Here is a 19,790-nt window from a genome sequence, read left to right on the forward strand (position 1 = left end):
TTTGGCATGGCCAAGCTTTGCGGCTATTCCCCACCACTACCGACGCGATAGGGATTACGCGAACCGGAGGGACTGGATGAGACTGAACCGCACGCATATCGGCCTGGCGCTTGCTGCGATCGTCGCGGGCTGCTCGTCGCCCTCGAGCACGGGCAAGGACGGATCGGTCGAGTTGCTCAACGTCAGCTACGATCCGACCCGCGAACTCTACAAGGCGGTGAACACCGCGTTCGCCGCCAAGTGGAAGCAGGACACAGGCCAGACGGTGCGGTTCAACATGAGCCATGGCGGATCGGGCAAGCAGTCGCGCGCGGTGATCGACGGCCTGGGCGCCGACGTCGTCACGCTGGCGCTCGCCTATGATGTCGATGCGATTGCCGAGCGTGCGAAGCTGCTGCCCGCCAACTGGGAAACGCGCCTGCCCGACAACAGCGCGCCCTATACGTCGACGATCGTGTTCCTGGTTCGCAAGGGCAATCCCAAGCAGATCCGCGACTGGAGCGATCTGGTGAAACCCGGCGTCCAGGTGATCACGCCCAACCCGAAGACCAGCGGCGGTGCACGCTGGAATTTCCTCGCGGCCTGGGCCTATGGGAAAAAGGCCGGGGGCGGGTCCGACGCCGCTGCGCAGGCCTATGTCTCGCAGCTCTACGGCCATGTCCCGGTCCTCGATTCGGGCGCACGCGGCGCCACCACCACCTTCGTCGAGCGCGGACTCGGCGACGTGCTGATCGCCTGGGAGAACGAGGCGTTCCTGTCCGAAAAGGAACTCGGCACCGGCAAGTTCGACATCGTCGTGCCGTCGATCTCGGTGCTTGCCGAACCGTCGGTCGCGGTCGTCGATGCCAATGCCAAGGCGCACGGTACCGAGAAGGTCGCTGAGGCCTATCTCCGGTTCCTCTACACGCCCGAGGGCCAGGACATCGTCGCCAAGAACTATTATCGCCCCCGCGATCCTGCGGTGCTCGCGCGCTATGCGACGCTGTTCCCGAAGATCGAGATGCGCACCATCCGCGATTTCGGCGGGTGGAAGGTCGCGCAGGCCCGCTTCTTTGCAGACGGCGGCGTATTCGACCGGATCTATTCGGGTCCGAAGCGCTGATCGGGAATGCGATCGTCCGGATCCCCACCAATGGCTGACGTCGGACGCCCCGGCCCCGGCCCCGGCCCCGGCCGCGCTCGCCGCGCGCGACGGTCGGTCATTCCCGGGTTCGGGCTGACGATGGGGCTGACGATCGTCTGGCTATGCCTGATCGTGCTCATCCCGCTGTCGACGATCTTCCTGCGCGCGGCGGGGCTTGGCTGGGACGGGTTCGTCGCAGTCGGTCTCTCGGCGCGCGCGCTGTCGGCCTACAAGCTCAGCTTCGGCACCGCCCTGCTCGCTGCGTCGGTCAATGCGGTATTCGGCCTGCTGATCGCTTGGATCCTCGCGCGCTACGAATTTCCGGGCAAGAAGTTCGTCGACGCCGCGGTCGACCTGCCCTTTGCACTGCCGACCGCGGTCGCGGGCATCGCGCTGGTGTCGCTCTATGCCGAAAACGGCTGGATCGGGTCGCTGCTGGCACCGCTAGGCATCCGCGTCGCCTACACCCCGCTCGGCGTCGTCGTCGCGCTCATTTTCATCGGCCTGCCGTTCATCGTGCGCTCGGTCCAGCCCGTGCTCGCCGATCTCGGCGCGGATGTCGAGGAGGCCGCCGCGACGCTTGGAGCAACGCGGTGGCAGACGTTCAGCCGGGTGATCCTGCCCGCCATCGCACCCGCGCTCCTGACCGGCTTCGCGCTCGCCTTTGCGCGCGGCGTCGGCGAATATGGCTCGGTCATCTTCATCGCGGGCAACATGCCGTACAAGTCGGAGATCGCGCCGTTGCTGATCGTCACCCAGCTCGAACAGTTCGACTATCCCGGCGCAACCGCGATCGCGTGCGTCATGCTGGTCGCCTCGTTCTCGATGCTGCTGCTCGTCAATCTGCTCCAGGCGTGGCGTGCGAAGCGGAGCGCGAAATGACCCGCGCCGCCTCCAGCGAGAGCCCCGTCGCCCGGCGTATCCTGATCGGCGTCGGTCTCCTCTTCCTCGCGCTCTTCCTCGCGTTGCCGCTCGTCGTCGTGTTCGTTCAGGCCTTTGCCAAGGGCTGGCCGATGTTCGTCGACGCGATCGGCCAGCCCGATGCGCGTGCGGCGATCCGGCTCACCCTGCTGGTTGCGGCGATTTCGGTGCCGCTCAACTGCGTGTTCGGCGTCGTCGCGTCCTGGGCAATCACCAAGTTCGACTTCCGTGGGAAAAGCCTGCTGATCTCGCTCATCGACCTGCCCTTCTCGGTGTCGCCCGTCGTCGCCGGCCTCATTTTCGTGCTGATGTTCGGCGCACAGGGCTGGTTCGGGCCGTGGCTGATCGCGCACAACTGGAAGGTCATCTTCGCGGTGCCGGGCATCGTCCTTGCCACCGTGTTCGTCACCTTCCCGTTCGTCGCGCGCGAGATCATCCCGCTGATGGCCGAGCAGGGCCGCGACGACGAGGAGGCCGCGGTGTCGCTCGGCGCGTCGGGGTGGCAGACCTTCTGGCACGTCACCCTGCCCAATATCCGCTGGGGCCTGCTCTACGGCGTGCTGCTCTGCAACGCGCGCGCGATGGGCGAGTTCGGCGCGGTGTCGGTGGTGTCGGGCCATATCCGCGGCCTGACCAACACCATGCCGCTCCACGTCGAGATCCTGTACAATGAATATGATTTCGTCGGCGCGTTTGCGGTGGCATCGCTGCTCGCGTCGCTCGCGCTCGTCACGCTCGTGCTGAAGAGCCTGCTCGAATGGCGGTTCGGCTATCATCAGGCAAGGAGTGCGCATTGAGTATCGTCATCGACGCCGTATCGAAACGGTTCGGCCAGTTCGCCGCGCTGAACGACGTCAGCCTGGAAGCGCGTCCCGGCGAGTTCCTCGCGCTGCTGGGGCCGTCGGGCTCGGGCAAGACGACGCTGCTCCGCATGATCGCGGGGCTCGACTTCCCCGATAGCGGCCATGTCCTTTTCGACGGTGCCGACATGACCGGGACGCCTGCGGCCGAACGCCAGATCGGCTTCGTGTTCCAGAACTACGCGCTGTTCCGTCACATGACGGTCGCCGACAACATCGCGTTCGGCCTGACTGTCCGTGCCCGCCGCGATCGCCCGGCCAAGGCAGACATCCGCGCGCGCGTCGCCGAGTTGCTCGACCTGATCCAGCTGCCCGATCTGGGCCATCGCTATCCAGCACAACTCTCGGGCGGTCAGCGCCAGCGTGTCGCGCTGGCGCGGGCGCTCGCGGTCGAGCCCCGCCTGCTGCTGCTCGACGAACCCTTTGGCGCGCTCGATGCCAAGGTCCGCAAGGACCTGCGCCGCTGGCTGCGCGAGCTGCACGACCGGCTTGGCCTGACCTCGGTGTTCGTCACGCATGACCAGGAGGAGGCGCTCGAGCTTGCCGACCGCGTCGTCATCATGAACCGCGGTGTCATCGAACAGATCGGGACCCCGCGCGAGGTCTATGACATGCCCGCCACGCCGTTCGTCTCCGAATTCGTCGGCGAGACCAACCGCATCCCGGTGACGGTCGCCGATGGCCGCGTCCTGCATCACGGACAGGCGCTCGACGTTTCGCCGAAGGCGCTCGCCAACGGCCCGGCCGAACTGCATTTCCGCCCGCACGAAGCGCTATTGGGGGATGACACTTCCGGTGCGCTGCCGATCGTCGTCGGCGCCGTGCACAAGCGGGGCGGTACGTGGCGCGTCGAGGCGCGTGTCGACGACATTGCGGTCGAGATCGACACGAGCGGTCCCTTGCCCGAGCATGGCGCTCGTGCGGGGCTTCGCTTCGACGATGTTCAGATATTTCCGGTCGCTTGACTGTGGAGCCGGGCAGGCCTGTTTCGGTCGCCCGGCTTGGTAAGCATTAAAGGTGGTGCGGGTGGCCGGGGTCGAACCGGCACTCCTTTCGGAACAGGATTTTGAGTCCAGCGCGTCTACCAATTCCACCACACCCGCACGGCCGCCCTGCAGGCTTCAAGCCCCGGGCAGCGGCGGTTTCGCTAGACCATGCGATCCACGCCCGCAAGCACGAACCCGCCTCTCCATCGCCGAACGCGCGCATAAAAAAAGGCCCACCGTTTCCGGCGGGCCTTGAGGTGGGGGTACGGGATCAGAACCTGACGGTAGCACCAACCGCCAGGTTGCGACCAAGCGAGTCGTAGCGCTGCGGGATCGTGTTGGTCCGTGCCAGCGCAACATTGTAGGAATCGGGGACGATCGGCGCGCTCTTGTCGAGCAGGTTGTTCGCGATCAGGCGCAGCGAGAATGCCTTGTCGATGGCGAAGTTGAGCGCGAGATCGAAGTAGCTCTTCGGCGAGACGCGGAAATAGCTGGTCCGCTCGCGCTCGGGCGTGCCGCCGATCGCCGGATCACCCGAATTGTCCGCATTCGTCAGCGAACCGACATAGCGCCAGTTGAACGACGCGCTGAACCCCTTGTCGACCGTCGTATAGGTCGCGCGCAGGCCGTGCGACCATTTCGGGATCAACTGACCGCAGCCATTGCCGTAATAGCCTGCACAGTTGCGGGTCGGCTGGACCGGTGAGTCCTGACCACCTGCAAAGGTCGTCAGCGAGCCGTTGAAGTTCCAGTCGATCTTGCCGACGCTGGCAAGATCGAGCGTGTACTGCGCCTGGAAGTCATAGCCGCGGGCGATCGACTTGTAGAAGTTGGTCGTGCCCTGGCGGATGAAGCCGGTCGTCGGGTTGCTCGCCGCGTTCGAGTAGAGCGTGCCGGTGCCGGGATTGCGGACGATGCCCTGACAGAAGAACGCGTCGCCGTTCGAACGCTGACAGCCATCGGTGTAATAGCTGAAATCGTTATAGCCGAGCGAGTCGTCGATCTTGATCTTGTAGCGATCGACCGAGAAGACCAGCCCGGGCACGAAGCGAGGCTTCACGATCAGGCCATAGGTCTGGGTATAGGCCGTTTCGGGATCGGCTTCGAAACCGCCCGAGCGAACCGTACATCCGGTCGCTCCTGTCGACGCATCCCCCGGACAGATCAGCGTCGGGCTGCCGTACAGCGCGTCGGACAGGCCGGTCGCGCGGCAGACCTCACGCGAGGCGACAGGCGTGCCATAGGTCACGCCGCCAGCGGCGTTGGTCGTCACGGTCGGTGCGCAGAAATCGTTGAACGTGCCCGATCCGCCACGGGCGAAATCGACATTGGTCGCCTGCCGGATCTCGGTCACAGTCGGCGCGCGCTGCGCCTTGTTGAACGAGGCGCGGAACGTCAGGTCGCTGACGGGTGCGTAGATGCCCTCGATCTTCCACGTGTTGAAGCTGCTCGAATTGCTGCTGTACTTCGAAACGCGATAGCCACCATTGGCCTGCAGCAGTTCCGCGAACGGCTTGTGCTCGATCAGCGGCGCCTGGACCTCGATATTGGCCTCCCAGACGTCCTGCTTGAGATAGGTGTCATTGCCACCAAGACCGGCGCGGTAGACGCTGTCGGCGGTCGATTTCAGCGTATCCTTGCGATATTCCGTGCCGAGCGCGATTGCGACGCCCTGCTCGGCGAACGGCGAGGTGACACCATACTTGCCGAGATCGCCGGTGATGTTCGCCTGCACGTCATACAGCGTACCGATCGTGGTCGACGTGCCGCGGTCGTAGAGATAGTCGATCAGCGCCGGATTGGTGTTGCCCGCGCTGAACGCGTCGAACGGCACGCAGGCGGCGTCGGTGGTCCCTGCGCAGGTCGGTGCCGCGAGCGTCCCGCCCACGTTCAGCGAATTCCGCAGATTGGCCGCGTTGACGAAGCTCGGCGTGTAGTCCTGCTTGTTGCGCGCGTAGACGCCGCCAATGTCATAGGTCCATGCATCGCCGGCCTTGCCCCGCAGACCGCCGGTCAGGCGCAGACCGGTGTTCAGATAGCTGTCCGGCTGGTCGTTGCCCTCGCCGAGACGATAGCGGATGTCGATCGGCGCAAACGCCGCGGTACCCGCTGCCGCACCGCAGATCGTGCTGGCCTGCGAAGCCGACAGGAACGGATTGTTGCAGTTCACCTGGACGTTGCCGCCCGCGATCGCCGGGTAGTTGTTATACGACTTGTCGCGGAACCAGATGCCCGTTGCATAGACTTCGGCGTCCGGCGCGACGTCGAGGCTGACGAAGCCGCCCGCATTCACGCGCTCGGACGGGCGCTGATAGGCGTAGTTGCTGAAATAGTTCGACGCATTGCCCGCGCCGGTGCCGAACGGCACGAAGGTGCGCGTGCCATTGGGGTTGTTGACATACTGCCCCGTCGCAACGCCCTTGCTGTCGTGCGGCGAAATCAGGCCGCTCGTCGAGCTGCTCGGCGTCAGGCCGCACGAGATCGGCGCGTTGAGGCTCGTCTGCGTGAGGTAGCAGCCCGAGTTCGACCGCTCGGACAGCAGGACCTCGTCCGTATGCTTGTAGTTGACGAAGCCGTTGATCCGCAGCGCACCGTCGAAGAACTTCTTGCCCGCGGTCAGCGTGACGTCGGCACGGCCGCCATCGTTGGTCAGGCCGCGCGGGCTGTTGAAGCCGGCTGCGCGTGCCAGCGACGAGACCACCGTGTCCTTGTTGTTGTGGTTGTAGAAATTATAGTTGCCGTCGAGCTGGATGCCTTCGAAATCCTTCTTCAGGACGAAGTTGACGACGCCGGCGACGGCATCGGACCCGTAGACCGACGACGCACCACCGGTGAGGACGTCGACCCGCTCGAGCAACGACGGCGGGATGATGCCCACGTCCTGCCCGTTCTGCGTGCCGAGGCGCTTGCCGTCGATCAGCACGAGCGTCCGCTCGAACCCGAGGCTGCGCAGCTTGATCCGCTGCCGGCCGTCCGAATCATTATAGGTCTGCTGGCTGTCGGGCGCGACCTGCGGGAGGCGGTTGAGGACGTCCTCGACATTGACCGCAGCCTGGGCGCGGATGTCCTGCGAGGTGACCGAGGTGATCGGTGCGGCGGAGGTCATGTTCGGACGCTGGATGCGCGATCCGGTCACGACGATGTCGCCCCCGCCAGCGCGGTCTTCGGCAGGCGGCGCGTCGATGGCGCTGGTCGCGGTCGCCGCATCCGCCTCGACTTTGGCCTCCGCGGGCGTGGTAGCCTCGGCCTGTGCCGGCGTGACCTGTCCAATCGCCGGGGTCGCGGACACCATCAGTGCCCCCGCAAGCGCCATATAAGACGCCGAATTACGCACGTTCATACTAAAAACCCTTGTTTGGGCCAGCGTTGTCGCCTGCCCCCGTCTCCTTCGTAAGGTTTTGGTCATAATCGGGTCTCAGTCAATACCTTAGTAAGACCACTGTGTAACGTTTCGGACCGGATGTTGTAAAATGGCCATACGACTGGTCGACCGCCGTGACTTGCGATACGACTGGGCGCCAGGGTGACAACAGGGGGCTGCTGATGAAGACGAGACGATCGTTGCTGACCGCGTTTGGTGGTATTGGAGCGACCCTGCCCTTTGTTGCGCCGATCGCCCGCGCGCGCGCCGCAACCGGCGGCGCAGCGCCCGCGCTGATCGTATCGACCTGGGATTTCGGTGCTGCAGCCAATGCCGCGGCCTTTGCCCGCAAACGCGCCGGCGGATCGCTGATCGATTCGGTCGAGGCCGGCGCGATGGTCCCCGAAGCCGATCCGGACAATCACAGCGTCGGCTATTCGGGCTATCCCGACCGCGACGGCCATGTCACGCTCGATGCGGTCATCATGGATGATGCAGGCGGCGTCGGCGCAGTCGCAGCGCTCGAGAACACGATGCACGCGATCTCCGTCGCGCGGCGGGTGATGGAGCGGACACCGCACACCATGCTCGTCGGCGAAGGCGCGACGCGGTTCGCGCGTGACCAGGGCTTTAAGCAACAGTCGTTGCTGACGCCCGAGGCGGAAAAGGCGTGGCGCGACTGGCTGAAGACCGCGGATTATCGCCCCGAAGCCAATAGCGAGAACCGCATCACGCGGACGCCCGGTGGCGCGCTCGACCATGACACGATCGGCCTGCTGATGCGCGATCCGACGGGGCGGATGGCCGGCGCCTGCACCACATCGGGCATGGCGTTCAAGATGCGCGGCCGGGTCGGTGATTCGCCACAGGTCGGATCGGGACTCTATGTAGAGGCCGGCGTCGGCGGCGCGACCTCGACCGGGCTGGGCGAGGAGGTCACGCGTGTCGCAGGGTCGGCGCGCGTCGTCGCATCGATGCGCGCGGGCGCGTCACCGCAACAGGCCTGCGAAGAGGTGGTCCGCCATATCGCGCGGCTGCGCGGCGACGCGATACGCGGCGTGCAGGTCGGTTTCCTCGCGCTCGATACGAAGGGCGCGGTCGGGGCCTTCTGCCTGTTGCCGGGCTTTACCTACGCCGTCACCGACGCGCGCGGCAGCACCACGGTGCTGAAGGCGCGCGCCTTGTTCGCGAGCTGACCACATGATGCGCGACGCCATGACGCTCGAAGTCTGTGTCGAGGATCTCGACGGCATCGATGCCGCGGTGGAGGGCGGCGCCGACCGGATCGAGCTGTGCGCCGCGCTCGCAGTCGGCGGCTTGACGCCGCCTGCGTCGCTGATCCGCGCGGCGGCGCAGGCGCCCCTCCCCGCGCACCTGCTCGTACGCCCGCGTGAGGGCGGCTTCGCCTACACCCCGCGTGAGATCGCGTTGATCGCCGACGATATCGTCACCGCTGCGCACGCCGGTCTCGCGGGCATCGTGATCGGCGCAACCCTGGCCGACCACCGGCTCGATGCGACAACCTTGGCCATGCTGATCGCGCACGCACGGATGCTCGGCAGCGAGCGCGGCAGACCGCTGTCGCTGACGCTGCACCGCGCCTTCGATGTGTGCTCCGATCTTGGCGCCGCGCTCGACACCGCGATCGAACTCGGCTTCGACCGGGTTCTCACCTCGGGTGGGACGCCCAAGGCGATCGACGGGGTCGAGGCAGTGGCTGACCTGCATCGCCAAGCCGCCGGACGCATCGTCATCCTCGCGGGCAGCGGCGTCTCCCCGCAATCGCTGCCTGCACTGCTGCGCACCGGCATCACCGAAGTCCACGCGTCGTGCCGTCAGCCGATCGCCGGCGGTGCCGACCCGGTGGACGTGCGATTCGGTTTCGCCGCGCCGAACCGCACCGCGACCAGTACGGACCGCATCCGCCAGCTGTCACATATGCTTACGCAGAAACACACGCTTGAATAAGACCAATCTATAACTTACGCTTGGCGTAATCCAACGACGAAGGCCGCCATACGGTCACCGTGCAAGATCCTGAGAGCGAGCTGTCATGAACAACGCCCCCCCCGCCCCCTTGGCGGCACGCGACCCGGAAGCCACGCTGATGTTCAGCGAAGCCGCGGAATCGGGTGCCGCGGTTGCCCGGCTGCTCGCGGCCAATGCCGAAGCCTTTGCAACACTCGGCGCAACGCTGCGGGCCGCACCGCCCGCGGTGGTCGTGACCTGCGCCCGCGGATCGTCCGATCATGCCGCGGTTTACGGCAAATACCTGATCTGGACGAAGACCGGCATCCCGGTTGCGGCCGCCGCCCCCTCGGTCGTGTCGCTGTATGGTGCAGAGCTGTCCGCGCAGACGACCCTGTGCATCGCCATTTCGCAGAGCGGCCGCAGCCCCGATCTGCTCGCGACCGTCGCCTCGATGAAAGCGGGCGGCGCGCATGTCGTCGCGCTGGTCAATGACGAGACGTCGCCGCTCGCCGCCGCCGCTGACACGCTGATCGCGCTCAAGGCCGGTCCCGAGCGCTCCGTCGCTGCGACCAAATCCTATATCTGCGCGCTCGCAGCACTGGCGGCACTCACCGCGGAATGGGCCGACGACGATGCGTTGCGCGACGCGGTGGCGGCACTTCCCGCCGACCTAGAGCGCGCCTGGGCGCTCGACTGGTCCAGCGCGATCGCGCCGTTGCGCACTGCTACCAACCTCTTTGTCATCGCGCGCGGACCGGGCTTCGGCATCGCCAACGAGGCGGCGCTGAAGATGAAGGAAACCTGCGCGCTTCACGCCGAAAGCTTCAGCTCGGCCGAGGTGCGCCACGGCCCGATGCAGCTCGTCGAGGACGGTTTTCCCCTGCTCGCGCTGGCGACGTCCGACGCGGCCGGCGACGGCGTGCGCGATGCCGCGGCCGAATTTGCGGGGCGCGGCGCCTGCGTCCTGCTGGCCGATGCCGCACGCGACGCGCAGGCCGGCGACGCGACGCTGCCCGCGCTCACCGCGCATCCGGCGATCGAGCCGGTCCTGATGATCCAGAGCTTCTACAAGCTCGTCAACGCCCTTTCCGTGGCGCGCGGGTTCGATCCCGACGCGCCCTCGCATCTTGCCAAGGTCACGCGCACGCTATGACGACTTTCCGGTTTTCCAACGGCCATATCGTCACGCCGGCCGCTGTCCTCACCGACGCGACGATGGTCGTCGAAGACGGCCGGATCGTCAGCCTCGACGCGGCGCCCGCTACGGGCACGGCCGCGGAAACGATCGACCTCGACGGGGGCTGGATCATGCCCGGCTTCGTCGACACGCAGGTCAATGGCGGCGGCGGCGTGCTGTTCAACGATGCCACCACGGTCGAGGGGATCGCCGCCATCGGTGCGGCGCATGCCCGCTACGGCACGACTGCCTTCATGGTAACACTGATCAGCGACACGCCCGACGTGATCGCGCGTGCGCTTGATGCGGTCGACGAAGCGATCGATGCCGGCGTGCCGGGCGTGGTCGGCATTCATGTCGAGGGTCCGGTCATCAGTGCGGCCCGAAAGGGCATTCATGATGCGTCGCGCTTCCAGGATCTCGACGACGATCTGATGGAATTGATGACGCGTCCCCGTCGCGGCCGCGTCATGCTGACGCTCGCGCCCGAACGCGTCACCGCCGATCAGGTCGCCGCGCTCACCGCCGCCGGGGTGTTGGTCAGCATCGGTCACAGCGATGCGAGCTACGCCACCGCCGCCGCGGGCATCGCTGCGGGCATCACCGGCGTCACGCATCTGTTCAACGCGATGTCGCCGCTGATCCACCGCGCGCCCGGCGTGGTCGGCGCAGCGCTCGACGACCAGTCGGTCTATTGCGGGATCATCGTCGACGGCTTTCACGTCGATGACGCCGCGTTGCGGATCGCATTGCGCAGCCGCCCGCATGACCGGTTCATGCTCGTCTCCGACGCGATGCCCTGTGTCGGCGCGGCGGATAAGTCCTTCACGATCCAGGGGCGGCCGATCCATGTCGAGGATGGCCGCTGCGTTGGCGCGGACGGAACGCTGGCAGGATCGGACCTCGACATGACCGGTGCGGTCCGCAATGCGGTCGCCCGGCTCGACCTCGCCCCAGAGGTCGCAGCGGCGATGGCGTCGACCTATCCGGCCGCGTTTCTCGGCCTGTCGGACACGCGCGGGGCGCTTGCCCCCGGGCAGCGCGCCGACTGGGTGCGCCTGACGCACGATCTCCACCCCCTGGGCACCTGGTTCGGCGGCGTTCCGTCCGCCTGACCGCGCCCCGCTTTACCCCCCTTACGGCACCAAGGACGATCCCATGGCTCCCATCCTCCTGAGCGCGCCGATGCAGGGTTGGGCGCTGCCCATCGACCAGGTTCCCGACGCGGTCTTCGCCGACCGCATGCTGGGGGACGGCGTCGCGATCGATCCGACCGGCGACGGGCTCTACGCGCCCTGTGACGCGACCGTGCTCACGCTGCTCGACAGCGGCCATGCGATCACGCTGCGTACCGCGGAAGGCGCGGAGATCCTGATCCATATCGGGCTCGATACCGTCGCGCTCGGCGGTCGCGGTTTCTCGCCGTGCGTCGCGGTCGGCGACAGGGTCGTCACGGGTGCGCCGCTGATCCGCTTCGATCTCGACCTGCTCGTCCGCGAGGCACGCGCCGTCGTCACGCCGATCATCGTCGTAAACCCCGACCGGTTCGCCATCACGCAGTGCACGACAGACCGGCAGGTCGCGCTCGGCGACCTGCTGATGACGATCGAACCGATTGCCGACATCCGGCCCGACGCAGTCGCAGGTGGCGCGGACGCGGGCGACATCCTGACGCGGACGATCACCGTGCCACTTGCGCACGGGATCCACGCGCGCCCCGCCGCGCGGCTCGGGGCGCTCGCGAAACGCTATACCGCCGACGTCACGGTCACGCGCGACGCGAACACGTCCAGCATCCTCAGCCCGATCGGGCTGCTCGCGCTCGGGGTGCGGTACAACGACCCGATCACGCTGGGTGCGCGAGGCCCCGACGCCGCCGACGCGCTCGACGCGATCGCGGCTTTGATCCTCAGCGGCATGGACGAGGCCGCTCCGGCACCCGCCCCGGCCCCGGCAGCAGCCAGCCCGGCGCGTGCGGCGATCGACGGCGCACTGCTCGGCGTGACCGCTGCACCGGGCCTCGCGGTCGGCAAGGCGCGCTGGTTCCGCCATGCCGAGATCGCGGTCCCCGAACAGGGCCAGGGCATCGCCGTCGAGAATGAGCGGTTCGCGAGCGCGATCACGACGCTCGCCGCGCGGCTCGCCGAGCAGACCCGCCATAGCGTGGGCGCGCAGAAGGCGATCGTCGAGGCGCATGCGGCGATGCTCGACGATCCCGTGCTCCGCGACGGGACGCAGGCGCAGATCGCCGCGGGCAAAAGCGCGGGCCACGCCTGGCGCGCCACGATCCGGCCGCTTGCCGACGCGTTGCGTGCCGGCTCCGATGCACGGCTCGCCGAGCGCGCGGACGACATGCTCGACCTCGAACGCCAGCTGTTGGCGGTCCTCGAAGGCGTCGAGACGACCGTCCCGGTATTTCCGCCTGAGACGATCCTGCTCGCCGACGACCTGCTGCCATCCGACATTCTCGCGCTCGACCGCGCGATGGTCATCGGCCTGTGCGTCGCGCGCGGTGGGCCGACGTCGCATGTCGCCATCCTCGCCGCGACGATCGGCCTGCCCGCTTTGGTCGCGGTCGGCCCCGCGCTTGCCCCGCTGGCGGACGGCACGCCCGTCATCCTCGAGGCGAGCGAAGGGCTCATGCGCGTCGATCCCGACGCGGACACGCTCGTCGCCGCGCAGGTCCGGCTTGCCCAGGCCGAGATGCGCCGCGCCGACATGCTCGCCCGCGCCGGCGAGCTTTGCCGCATGGCCGACGGGACGCGAATCGAGGCGTTCGCCAATCTCGGATCGATCGGCGATGCCCGTCTCGCGCGCGACAATGGGGCGGAGGGCTCCGGCCTTCTCCGCACCGAATTCCTGTTCCTCGAACGCGAGTCCGCGCCGAGCGTTGCCGAACAGAGCGCCGATTACCAGGCGATCGCGGATGCGCTCGACGGTCGCCCGCTGATCGTCCGGCTGCTCGATATCGGCGGTGACAAGCCCGCGCCCTATCTGCCGATGGATGCCGAGGAAAATCCAGCGCTGGGCCTGCGCGGCATCCGCGTCGGGCTCGCCTATCCGCAGATGCTCGAGGATCAGGTTCGCGCGATCCTGTCGGTCCGGCCAAGGGGTCAGTGCCGGATCATGGTGCCGATGATCGCCAGCCTCGACGAGCTGCGCGCAGTCCGTGCCGCGGTCGACCGGATCGCCGCCGAGCTCGACCTGCCCGATCGCGTCCCGGTCGGCGTCATGATCGAGACCCCCGCCGCGGCGGTAACCGCGGACCTGATCGCCACCGAAGCGGACTTCCTGTCGGTCGGCACCAATGATCTGACCCAATATACGCTGGCGATGGACCGCGGAAATCCGGCGGTCGCGTCGGGTATCGACGGGCTCCATCCCGCCGTCCTCCGCCTGATCGCGCAGACCTGCAAGGGTGGCGCGGTCCATGGGCGCTGGACCGGCGTGTGCGGGGGGCTGGCCTCCGAACCACTTGCCGTGCCGATCCTGATCGGCCTCGGCGTCACCGAACTCTCCTGCGCACCGGCGATCATTCCGGAGATCAAGGCGCTGGTCGCCACGCTCGGCATGGAGGCGTGCCGCGCGCACGCGACCGCGTGTCTCGCCTGCACCTCCGCTGCCCAAGTCCGAACGCTCGCCCGGGAGTTTGCCGCATGAAGTCGATACTCGAAGCCCTGCAGCCGCTCGGCCGTGCGCTCATGCTGCCGATCGCGGTGCTGCCGATCGCCGGCCTGTTGCTGCGTCTCGGCCAGCCCGACCTGCTCGACATCGCGTTTTTGAGCGCGGCCGGCGACGCGATCTTCTCGCATCTCGGGCTGTTGTTCGCGATCGGTGTCGCGACCGGCTTCGCACGCGACGGCAATGGGGCGGCCTGTCTCGCGGGTGTCGTATGCTTCCTCGTCGCGACCGAAGCGGGCAAGGTGTTCCTAACCGTCCCCGCCGACGTCGTTGCGGGGATAGCGACCCCGACGCTCGAGATTGTCGCCGCCGCCTGGAAGGCGAAGGCGATCGCGCGGCTCGACGTGCCGATCGGAATCTTGTCCGGCCTCGCCGGCGGGCTGCTCTACAACCGGTACTCGGCGATCAAATTGCCGGAATATCTCGCCTTTTTCGGCGGGCGTCGGTTCGTTCCGATCGTCAGCGGGGTTGCCGGGCTGGTTTTCGCGGTCATCTTCGGCGCGGGCTTCGGTATCCTGAACGCGGGCGTCGATCAGCTCAGCCTGGCGGTCAGCGGCAGCGGTGCGATCGGCCTGTTCCTCTTCGGCCTGTTCAACCGGCTGTTGCTCGTCACCGGGCTGCATCATCTGGTCAACAACATCGTCTGGTTCGTCGCAGGCGATTATCACGGCACGACCGGCGATCTGCGGCGCTTCTTCGCGGGCGATCCGAATGCCGGCGCGTTCATGGCGGGGTTCTTCCCGGTCATGATGTTCGGCCTCCCCGCCGCCTGTCTCGCCATGTACCACGCAGCGCTTCCTGAGCGTCGCAAGGCCGTCGGCGGCATGTTGTTCAGCCTCGCGCTGACCTCCGCGCTGACCGGCGTGACCGAGCCGATCGAGTTCAGCTTCATGTTCCTCGCACCGCTTCTCTATGCGGTCCATGCGGTGCTGACCGGGCTGTCGATGGCGTTGATGAACGCGCTGGGCGTGAAGCTCGGCTTCGGCTTCTCGGCGGGACTGCTCGATTATGTCCTCAACTATGGCAAGGCGACGCGGCCGTTGCTGCTGCTCCCCGTCGGTGCGGTCTATTTCGCGCTGTATTACGGGCTGTTCCGTTTCTTCATCCGCAAGTTCGACCTCGCCACCCCGGGCCGGGAAGCAGAGGCCAGCGTTGCGGCTGCCGCACCGGTAGCAGGCGGTCGTGGCGCGGCATTCGCACAGGCGCTTGGCGGCGGCGCGAACCTGACCACGGTCAGCGCCTGCACCACGCGGCTGCGTCTGATCGTCGTCGATCAATCCGCGGTCGACGACGCGGCTCTCAAGGCGCTCGGCGCGCGCGGAATCCTGCGCCCATCGAACGCCGCGCTGCAGGTCGTGCTCGGCCCGATCGCGGATGTGGTCGCGGTCGAGATCCGCGACGCGCTCGCCCTGGGCGGTCCTGCAGTTGTCGCCAGCGCTGCGCCCGCTGCGACCGCCGCACCCGTGCCAGACACCACCGCGGTGCGGCTGTCGGACGCGGCCTTTGCAGCACTCGGAGGCGAGGATAATATCGTCACCGCGAGCCGCCACCCCGGTCGGGTGCGGATCGAACTGGCCGACGCTGCGGCGATCGACGAACCGCGTCTCGCACGTCTCGGGCTCCGCGCCACCGCACGCCCCGCCGCCGGTCAGTTGCACCTGCTCGGGACCGACGCGACGCTCGCGACGTTGATCCACACGCCCGCCTGACGTCTATTCCGCCCGTCCCTTCGGCATCGGCCGAGGGACGGGCGGCACGGCACCGCCCTTGTTATTGTGCGCGCGGTTCCAGCGTCACGCCGCCGACGAGCCCGGACGCGACGCCGGCCGCCGCCTCGACCAGCACCGCGATCGTCCGCACGCCGCCGCCCGGCGGCACCGCCGCCTCCAACGGTCCGACCGATGCGGCGTCCTTGACGGCAAGCCGCGTGCCGTCGACCCAGAGCTCCGCACGCCCGGCAATCCCGGCGAAGCGGATCACGCCCCCCTCCTGCGCAACCCGCCGCCACGGCGTGACCGTCGTGCGGTAAATTCGCCAGCGGCCCGCGCGATCCGGGTCGACCGGCGTCCCGCTGCGCACGAACGCCCAGCTGTTATTGTCGCCATCGACCGGTGCCAGCGCCGGATCGGGTCGCGTCGCCATGGCCGGCGAACGCCGCCACTCGCGGATCGCCATCGTCGCGGGCGTCACAGCGACCTGCGCAGGCGGCGCAAGACCCGCGCGATCGATCGTCAGCCGCGCCGGCTTCATGCCCGGCGCGGTTGCGGTCATCACGATCCGCCCCCGCCCCTCGCCCGCCTGGACGATGACCTGCGCAAGGCCGTTGAACAGCGACCGGGCATTGCCCTTCTCGCTCTCATGGCTGTTCGGATCGCCATTGCCGATCCCGATGATCGCCGCCCCCTCGACCGCGAACCGCGTCGGCAGGTTGGCGGTCGGCACATGGCGTCCTGCCGCATCGACCGCGTCGATCGTCACCGGTTGCGCATCCTCGCCATCGCCCGCCATCACCGTCCGCGCCGGCGTCAGCCGCAGCGCGACCGGCGGACCGGCGGTCTCGTGCGCCGCGCGTGCCACCGGCGAACCACCGCGCCGCGCGATCACCTCGATCCGCCCGGGGGCATAGGGCACGACGAATTCATTCCCCATGATCCGGTCGACCGCCGCCTCGCCGACGACCCGGCCGTTCAGCCGGACCTCGACGCGCTCGGCATTGCTCATCACCAGCAGCGTGACCGGCTGGCCTTCCCGCCCCGGCCAGGTCCAGTGCGGGGTGATGCTCACCACCGGAGCGGCGTCTACCCAGTGCGCGCGGTGGATGTCGAACGCGGTCTTGGGAAAACCGCACAGGTCGAGGATGCCGAAGAAGCTCGAGATCGTCGGCCATTCGTGCGGGGTCGGCTCGCCGTGATAATCGAACCCCGTCCACACGAAGCCGCCCGCGACGAACGGCCGCTCGGCGATCTTCTTCCAGGTGCCGCGATGCGTATCCCCCCAGCTTGCCGCCTCGACGTCATAGGACGACTGGACATGCCGCGCCGGATCGCTGGCAAAGGCCCCACGCGTCTCATAGGCGCTCGTATCCTCCGAGCTCGTAATCGGCTTGGTCGGGTTGAGCTGGTGGAAGCGATCATAATCGCCCTGATAGTAATTGAACCCCGTCACATCGATTTCGCTCGAGACGTTGACGGGATCGAAAAAGGCACCGTTCATCGCCGCGGTCACCGGCCGGCTGTCGTCGAGCGCGTGCGTCGCATGGACCATCCGGCGGAGCATCTCGACGCCGGCCTCCGTCCCCTGCATCGGCTCCTCGTTGAACACCGACCACAGGATCACGCTCGGATGGTTGCGATCGCGCCGCACCATCCATTCGAGCTGCGCCATATAGTCTGGCGCGGGATTGAACTGGCGGTTCTCGTCCATCACGACGAACCCCATCTCGTCGCACAGGTCGAGCAGCTCGGCCGCCGGGGCATTGTGCGAACAGCGGATCGCGTTGCAGCCCATCGCCTTCAGCCGTTCGAGCCGCCAGCGTACCAGCGCGTCGGGGATCGCGGTGCCGACACCCGCATGATCCTGATGCAGGCACACGCCCTTCAGCTTCACCGGCTGCGCGTTCAGGAAGAAGCCCCTGTCCGCATCGAAGCGGATCGTCCGGAACCCCACGCGTGTCCGCCGCTCGTCAATGACGCTGCCGTCTCGCATCACGCGCGTGAGGACAGTGTAAAGCGTCGGGGTCTCGATCGACCACAAGCGGGGCGCCGCCACCGGCATCGTCAGCGTCGTCACCACCGGATCGAGCGGCGCGACGGTCGCCGCCGCGCGTGCCGTCGCAACCGGCTTGCCGTCCGGGTCGAGCAGGATCGTCTCGATCGTCACGCCAACCGCAGCGCGACCGATGCTGCCGATCGTCACCGCGACCGGCACGTGCCAGCCCCCCGTCGCGTCGCGTCGCGGATCGCAGTGCACGCCGTCGGTGACGATCGCGACCGGCGCGCGCCGGATCAGCCAGACATGCCGGTACAGGCCGGCGCCTTCATACCACCAGCCTTCCATCGCGGTGGCGTCGACCCGCACGACGATCATGTTCAGATCGTCGCTGAACCGGGCGAACGGGGTCAGGTCGATCTCGACGCTGTTATAGGCGGACCAGTTGTGCGCGACGACGCTGCCATTGACCCAGATCGTCGCGTTGCTCGCGATCCCGTCGAACCGCAGCGCGATCGTCTTGCCGCGATCGTCCGCCTCCAGCCGCAGCGTCCGACGGTACCAGCCGATGCCGCGCCGGCGATAGCCCTGCGAGATATTCGCATCGCGCTCGAACGGCTGCGCGGACGCCCAGTCGTGCGGCGACCGGACCGGCGCCCAGTCCGAATCGTCGAACGCCATGGCCGCGGCGCCGAGCGCATTGCCCGCCTTCACGCTCAGATAGGTCGCATTATGCCCCTCGGGCGCGGGCGTCGCGACATCGCCTTCATGAAACACCCAGCCGCGTTCGATCCGGGTGCAGGACGGGTCCTGAACATGCATCGCAGGCGGCAGCGTCCGCGACGGCGCGGGCATCGGCAATGCGCCGGCCTCGCCTGCCTGCCGACCTGGGCCAGCCCCGGCAGCGGCAAAGGCGTCGGTCGGTCGGACGACGACGCCGACACCGGCGCCCGCCGTGCCGATGAGGAGCTGGCGTCGGTTCATGGCAGTCTTTCGGTGTGACGGATCAGATGTCGGCCAGTTCGGCGACGAAGTCATAGGCGTCGCCGCGGTAATAAGAGCGCGTGAATTCCGCCGCGCGTCCGTCGCGCAGGAAGCCGCGGCGTTCGATCAGCAGCCCGGCATGACCGGCATCGACCCCCAGCATTCGCGCATGCTCGCCGCCGAACGGCACCGCCCGCAGCCGCTGCAGCGCGCGCACCGGTCGGCTCCCCGCCGCTTCGAGTGCGGCATAGAGCGAGTCCGTCACGCCATCGACCGAGGTCAGGCAATAGCCCGCGATGGTCGAGAATTCGAGCGCCATCGCCTCCTCGTCGGCATAGCGGATGCGGTTGAAGCGGAACACCGGCGCGCCCGGCGACAGGCCGAGCGCCATCGCCTCTTCGGGGTTCACCTGGCCCGCCGATCGCGAGATCCAGGTGCTGCTCGATGTCCGGCCGCGTGCCGCCATGTCCTCGCTGAACGACGACAGTTTCGAGAAGCTCTTTTCGACGCGACCGGCGACGAACGTGCCCGCACCCCGGCGTCGGGTCAGCAGTCCTTCCTCGACGAGCCCGCCAATCGCCTTGCGCACGGTGATGCGCGAGACGTCATATTCGATCGCCAGATCGCGTTCGGCGGGGATCGCATTGCCCTGGACGAGCAGCTTCTCGCCGATCGCGTTGCGGATCAGATCCTGCAACTGAAGATAGAGCGGCGACGGATTGCCCTTGCGAAAGCGTCCGATATCATCGGAAAACGCCATGTACCCCCCTTTGACTGGCAGCCCGAAGCGCGCCACACCCTGTCCTGGCGCGGGAGGATAGCCAAAGCACAGCCGCGCGGCAACCAGACCGGCGCCAAGGATTATATTGGTATTTTCGTCCAAAACGGTTCGATGCGACCAGATCGGCTGAAACACTGGCAAACTTTGCGGCGGCTCGGGACCTGCTTTCGGGACGCCGCCCAATCAACGGCTTGTGTCTGGACCTATATTGGTTACATTCCCGGACCAGCGGCCGTG

General features: G+C 67.5%; 13 protein-coding genes and 1 tRNA gene. 10 read left to right on the plus strand and 4 right to left on the minus strand.

What is annotated here, in order from left to right; genetic code table 11:
* Positions 1-76: 76 nt before the first annotated feature.
* Genes IFT54_RS09375 through IFT54_RS09390 form a run of 4 tightly spaced genes read left to right on the plus strand, consistent with a single transcriptional unit; the run spans position 77 to position 3,869 of the window.
* On the plus strand, positions 77-1,102 hold the full coding sequence (locus tag IFT54_RS09375) for a sulfate ABC transporter substrate-binding protein (protein WP_107933150.1): 1,026 nt from the start codon (positions 77-79) through the stop codon (positions 1,100-1,102).
* Positions 1,103-1,132: 30 nt separating this feature from the next.
* Positions 1,133-2,005 (plus strand): sulfate ABC transporter permease subunit CysT, encoded by an 873-nt coding sequence (cysT, locus tag IFT54_RS09380; protein WP_192070421.1) that lies wholly within the window; start codon positions 1,133-1,135, stop codon positions 2,003-2,005.
* Positions 2,002-2,841, plus strand: coding sequence for a sulfate ABC transporter permease subunit CysW (gene cysW / locus IFT54_RS09385; RefSeq protein WP_031395573.1), 840 nt, complete (start codon positions 2,002-2,004; stop codon positions 2,839-2,841). Before cysT ends, cysW begins: the two co-directional genes overlap by 4 nt.
* The gene (locus tag IFT54_RS09390) at positions 2,838-3,869 is read left to right on the plus strand and encodes a sulfate/molybdate ABC transporter ATP-binding protein (protein WP_197984626.1); all 1,032 of its coding nucleotides are present in this window, start codon (positions 2,838-2,840) and stop codon (positions 3,867-3,869) included. The genes cysW and IFT54_RS09390 overlap by 4 nt, the downstream gene beginning before the upstream one ends.
* A gap of 53 nt (positions 3,870-3,922) precedes the next feature.
* Here the strand turns inward: IFT54_RS09390 and IFT54_RS09395 are convergent.
* Positions 3,923-4,007, minus strand: a tRNA-Leu gene (locus IFT54_RS09395).
* A 154-nt stretch (positions 4,008-4,161) separates the two neighbouring features.
* On the minus strand, positions 4,162-7,230 hold the full coding sequence (locus IFT54_RS09400; protein WP_192070423.1) for a TonB-dependent receptor domain-containing protein: 3,069 nt from the start codon (positions 7,228-7,230) through the stop codon (positions 4,162-4,164).
* Positions 7,231-7,433: 203 nt separating this feature from the next.
* Between IFT54_RS09400 and IFT54_RS09405 the strand changes: the two genes are divergently transcribed.
* The 6 genes from IFT54_RS09405 to nagE all read left to right on the plus strand — a co-directional run bounded on the left by IFT54_RS09405 (position 7,434) and on the right by nagE (position 15,789).
* Positions 7,434-8,447: a N(4)-(beta-N-acetylglucosaminyl)-L-asparaginase gene (locus IFT54_RS09405; RefSeq protein ID WP_192070424.1), complete on the plus strand. Its 1,014-nt coding sequence runs from the start codon at positions 7,434-7,436 to the stop codon at positions 8,445-8,447.
* A 4-nt stretch (positions 8,448-8,451) separates the two neighbouring features.
* The gene (locus tag IFT54_RS09410) at positions 8,452-9,219 is read left to right on the plus strand and encodes a copper homeostasis protein CutC (RefSeq protein WP_244648767.1); all 768 of its coding nucleotides are present in this window, start codon (positions 8,452-8,454) and stop codon (positions 9,217-9,219) included.
* A gap of 85 nt (positions 9,220-9,304) precedes the next feature.
* On the plus strand, positions 9,305-10,375 hold the full coding sequence (locus IFT54_RS09415; protein ID WP_192070425.1) for an SIS domain-containing protein: 1,071 nt from the start codon (positions 9,305-9,307) through the stop codon (positions 10,373-10,375).
* Positions 10,372-11,514, plus strand: coding sequence for an N-acetylglucosamine-6-phosphate deacetylase (gene nagA, locus IFT54_RS09420; RefSeq protein WP_192070426.1), 1,143 nt, complete (start codon positions 10,372-10,374; stop codon positions 11,512-11,514). Before IFT54_RS09415 ends, nagA begins: the two co-directional genes overlap by 4 nt.
* A gap of 43 nt (positions 11,515-11,557) precedes the next feature.
* The gene (gene ptsP, locus IFT54_RS09425) at positions 11,558-14,059 is read left to right on the plus strand and encodes a phosphoenolpyruvate--protein phosphotransferase (RefSeq protein WP_192070427.1); all 2,502 of its coding nucleotides are present in this window, start codon (positions 11,558-11,560) and stop codon (positions 14,057-14,059) included.
* Positions 14,056-15,789, plus strand: coding sequence for an N-acetylglucosamine-specific PTS transporter subunit IIBC (gene nagE / locus IFT54_RS09430; protein WP_192070428.1), 1,734 nt, complete (start codon positions 14,056-14,058; stop codon positions 15,787-15,789). Before ptsP ends, nagE begins: the two co-directional genes overlap by 4 nt.
* A 61-nt stretch (positions 15,790-15,850) precedes the next feature.
* Here nagE and galA read toward each other — a convergent pair whose 3' ends face one another.
* Together galA and IFT54_RS09440 are read right to left on the minus strand one after the other, a co-directional pair.
* Positions 15,851-18,772, minus strand: coding sequence for a beta-galactosidase GalA (gene galA / locus IFT54_RS09435; protein ID WP_192070429.1), 2,922 nt, complete (start codon positions 18,770-18,772; stop codon positions 15,851-15,853).
* A 22-nt stretch (positions 18,773-18,794) separates the two neighbouring features.
* On the minus strand, positions 18,795-19,532 hold the full coding sequence (locus IFT54_RS09440) for a GntR family transcriptional regulator (RefSeq protein ID WP_031396151.1): 738 nt from the start codon (positions 19,530-19,532) through the stop codon (positions 18,795-18,797).
* Positions 19,533-19,790: the final 258 nt, after the last annotated feature.

The sequence above is a fragment of the Sphingomonas sp. CFBP 13714 genome, assembly GCF_014842205.1.
Taxonomy (GTDB): domain Bacteria; phylum Pseudomonadota; class Alphaproteobacteria; order Sphingomonadales; family Sphingomonadaceae; genus Sphingomonas; species Sphingomonas aerolata.

What these genes read in the sequence shown, in the direction of transcription:
- nagA (WP_192070426.1), top strand. Translation starts at nt 10,372, where the DNA reads ATGACGACTTTCCGGTTTTCCAACGGCCATATCGTCACGCCGGCCGCT.
- IFT54_RS09405 (WP_192070424.1), top strand. Translation starts at nt 7,434, where the DNA reads ATGAAGACGAGACGATCGTTGCTGACCGCGTTTGGTGGTATTGGAGCG.
- cysW (WP_031395573.1), top strand. Translation starts at nt 2,002, where the DNA reads ATGACCCGCGCCGCCTCCAGCGAGAGCCCCGTCGCCCGGCGTATCCTG.
- IFT54_RS09415 (WP_192070425.1), top strand. Translation starts at nt 9,305, where the DNA reads ATGAACAACGCCCCCCCCGCCCCCTTGGCGGCACGCGACCCGGAAGCC.
- IFT54_RS09410 (WP_244648767.1), top strand. Translation starts at nt 8,452, where the DNA reads ATGATGCGCGACGCCATGACGCTCGAAGTCTGTGTCGAGGATCTCGAC.
- IFT54_RS09400 (WP_192070423.1), bottom strand. Translation starts at nt 7,230, where the DNA reads ATGAACGTGCGTAATTCGGCGTCTTATATGGCGCTTGCGGGGGCACTG.
- cysT (WP_192070421.1), top strand. Translation starts at nt 1,133, where the DNA reads ATGGCTGACGTCGGACGCCCCGGCCCCGGCCCCGGCCCCGGCCGCGCT.
- IFT54_RS09440 (WP_031396151.1), bottom strand. Translation starts at nt 19,532, where the DNA reads ATGGCGTTTTCCGATGATATCGGACGCTTTCGCAAGGGCAATCCGTCG.
- galA (WP_192070429.1), bottom strand. Translation starts at nt 18,772, where the DNA reads ATGAACCGACGCCAGCTCCTCATCGGCACGGCGGGCGCCGGTGTCGGC.
- ptsP (WP_192070427.1), top strand. Translation starts at nt 11,558, where the DNA reads ATGGCTCCCATCCTCCTGAGCGCGCCGATGCAGGGTTGGGCGCTGCCC.
- IFT54_RS09375 (WP_107933150.1), top strand. Translation starts at nt 77, where the DNA reads ATGAGACTGAACCGCACGCATATCGGCCTGGCGCTTGCTGCGATCGTC.
- nagE (WP_192070428.1), top strand. Translation starts at nt 14,056, where the DNA reads ATGAAGTCGATACTCGAAGCCCTGCAGCCGCTCGGCCGTGCGCTCATG.